Source organism: Amycolatopsis sp. H20-H5, assembly GCF_035828755.1.
GTDB lineage: Bacteria > Actinomycetota > Actinomycetes > Mycobacteriales > Pseudonocardiaceae > Amycolatopsis.
Genome location: NZ_JAYMZS010000246.1, coordinates 1 through 2,939, shown reverse-complemented (window position 1 = coordinate 2,939; position 2,939 = coordinate 1). Strand labels below are relative to the sequence as shown.

Here is a 2,939-nt window from a genome sequence, read left to right as displayed (position 1 = left end):
CTGACGAGGGGCGCGAACCGGGCCAGCCGGATGGGCGCCTCGGCGTTGACCCGCGTGATCAGCGACCGGGACGCGGCGAGCCTGCCCGCGCCGTCGAGGGTGTCCACTGCGGACAATCCCAGCGCCTCGGCGAGCACCGCCGCGGCGAGCCCGGCGAGCGGGCGGCCTTGGCCCAGCTTCGCCAGCGTGACGCGGACGGCCTCCCGGCCCAGCCAGAACGCCGAACCTTCGTCGCCGAGCAGCCAGCCGTAGCCGCCGGTGGTCGACACGAGCCGCCGGTCGCGGATCCGGCCCGCGATCGAGCCGGTGCCCGCCACCAGCACGGTGCCGTCCGGGGCGGAGGTCGCCGAGGCGTACGCGACCTCGGCGTCCGCGACCGTCCGGACCGCACCGCCGAGCCCGATCCCGCGCCACGCCAGCTCGAACACGGCGGCGATCGCCGGGTCGCTCAGCTTGCTGACCCCGGCCATGCCGACCACGCAGGCGCGGGTCTCACCACGGTCGAGGTCGCCGAGCGCGCCGGAGATCGCCTCCGCGATCCGCGCCGCCGCCTCGGCGGGCGGATGGGAGTTGGGGTTGGCCCCGCCGCCCTTGCCGGTGCCGACCACCCGGCCCTCTGCGTCGACCGCGATCGCCCGCGTCGACGTCCCGCCCGCGTCCACTCCCAGTACGTGCGTCACCTCGTTTTGGTCACCTTCAGCAGCCCACGCGGGTTGTCCGGGTCGCCGCCGCGGGCCAGCGAGAGGCCCAGCGCGATCCGCTGGAGCGGCAGGATCTCCAGGATGGGGGCCAGTTCCTCGACCGTCGGGGCCACGCCGATGCGCAGCGCCGCGGGCATCTCGGCCGAGGCCGAGCCGAGCGCGAGCACGTCGGCGCCGCGCTTGCCGACGGCCTCGAGCACCTCGCGCATGGCCTCGCCGCCCTTGCCCGCGCTGGTGATCGCGAGCACCGCCGTCTCGCCGTCGACCGCCGCGACCGGGCCGTGCAGCAGGTCCGCGCCGCTGTACGCCCGTGCCGCGAGATAGCTGGTCTCGGCGAGCTTGAGCGAGCCCTCGAGGGCGGTGGCGTAGGAGTAGCCGCGGCCGGTGGTGAGCACTCGATCGACGAAACGGTAACGGTCCACAGCGCGCTGAACGTCGTCTTCGGATTCGTCGAGCGTCTGCTGCGCCAGCTCACCGAGCTTCGCGGCGTCGGCCGCCTTGCCGCCGCGGACGGCGTCGATGAGCAGGTAGAGCGAAAGCAGCGTGGCGGAGTAGGTCTTGGTCGCCGCCACCGCCTTCTCGAGGCCCGCGCCGATGTCGACGCCCAGCTCGGAAGCGGCGCGCAGCGGGGAGTCCGGCGTGTTGGTGACCGACACGGTCAGCGCGCCCTGTGCGCGGGCGGTCTCGGTGACCTCGATGAGGTCGGGGGAGCCGCCGCTCTGGCTGACCGTCACGAACAGGACGTCCCGGAGGTCCGGACGCGCGCCGTAGAGGGTCGCGGTGGACGGGGACACGAGACCGCACGGCAGGCCGAGGAGTACCTCGATCAGGTACTTCGCATACAACGCCGCGTGATCGCTCGAACCACGGGCAGCGAGCAGCGCGAAGCGCGGCGGACGCTCGGCGATGGACTTCGCCACCGCCGCGATTTCGGCCTGACGCTCGACAAGTCCGGCCAGCATGGCGGGCTGTTGAGCGATTTCCGCCGCCATGTGCTCACCGGGGCGTTGTTCGGTCATCTGTGTCCTCTCCACCGGACGGGCGTCCCCCGTTAAGGTCTAGACCAATGCTGGTCGAACTGCCCGTTTGTGGAGAAGGGTACGTTTCTATCGGGGTAGTTGGGCGTAGAGCGGGTAAGCGTGAGGGAGTCGGTCATGTTGGACACAACAACCACGAGTGAGGCCGCGGCCGCGGCCGGAATGCGCGGGCAGCGCGAACCGAAGTACTGGGCCTTGAAACAGCACCTGCTCGACCTGCTCGACGCGCTCCCGCCGGGGTCCCCGATCCCGACGGAACGGGCGCTGGCAGGGGAATTCACCGTTTCCCGCACGACCGTCCGGCAGGCGCTCGCGGACCTCACCGCCGAGGGCAGGCTGCACCGCGTCCAGGGCAAGGGCACCTTCGCGGCCGAGCCGAAGCTCGCGCAGCGGCTCCAGCTCTCGTCGTACACCGAGGACATGCGCGCCCAGGGGCTCAAGCCTTCGTCGAAGCTGCTCGGTCTCGAGGAGCTCTCCGCCGAGGCCGACCTGGCGAAGCTGCTGGGCATCCGCCTCGGCGCCAAGATCCTCCGGCTGCGCCGGCTCAGGCTGGCCGATTCACAGCCCATGGCCTTGGAGACCACACACCTGCCCCTCGGCCGGTTCCGCGGTTTGCGCAAACACGTTTCCGCAGGTGGATCCCTGTACGCGGTCCTGCGAGAGCACTACGGCGTCGAGCTCGAACGAGCCGAGGAGACCATCGAGACCGCACTCGCCGGACCACAGGAGGCGGAGATGCTCGGGGCCGATGTTGGAATGCCGATGCTGCTGCTGTCGCGGCATTCCTTCGCAAACGATGGCAAACCGGTCGAATTCGCCCGCGCGATCTATCGGGGAGATCGGTATAAGTTCGTTACCACGCTTTTGCCCTGATTTTTGCTGGGGTGCGCGCTCTTGTGCGGTGCGGGTTTTTGGTTGCGTCGTGAGGTGCGGCTAGAAGCCTGTGTTTTTTGGCCAGCGCGCTCACAAACTCGCGCCGCCAGGTCGCCCCTGGCGCCGTACGGAAGTGCGGTTTTTGCTCTTTGGGGGCGACCTGCCGTCGCGAGTTGGGGGGCCCTGGCGGGCCCGAAAGAGGGCGCGCGGCGTGAAGTCTCCACCTCGCAGGGCTCGGTGGAGACCCTGTGGTTCCGGCGGACTGCTGGGGCTGGGTTTTTGTTGTTGGTGTTGTGGCTGGCTGGGCTTGGTCGGGCTGGGTTTGGTG

The 2,939-nt window shown here is 70.4% G+C and carries 3 protein-coding genes; 1 reads left to right on the top strand and 2 read right to left on the bottom strand.

Annotated elements, in window-relative coordinates:
- Both QMK34_RS47130 and QMK34_RS47125 read right to left on the bottom strand, forming a co-directional pair.
- Positions 1-680 (bottom strand): N-acetylglucosamine kinase (locus tag QMK34_RS47130; RefSeq protein WP_326421560.1); only part of this gene is annotated, 680 nt, incomplete at its 3' end.
- Positions 677-1,720: an SIS domain-containing protein gene (locus QMK34_RS47125; RefSeq protein WP_326421559.1), complete on the bottom strand. Its 1,044-nt coding sequence runs from the start codon at positions 1,718-1,720 to the stop codon at positions 677-679. The genes QMK34_RS47125 and QMK34_RS47130, both read right to left, overlap by 4 nt.
- A 135-nt stretch (positions 1,721-1,855) precedes the next feature.
- Here QMK34_RS47125 and QMK34_RS47120 point away from each other — a divergent pair, with 135 nt between their 5' ends.
- A complete protein-coding gene (locus QMK34_RS47120) occupies positions 1,856-2,611 on the top strand; it encodes a GntR family transcriptional regulator (protein WP_326421558.1) in 756 nt (251 codons plus the stop codon).
- The last annotated feature ends 328 nt before the right edge of the window (positions 2,612-2,939 follow it).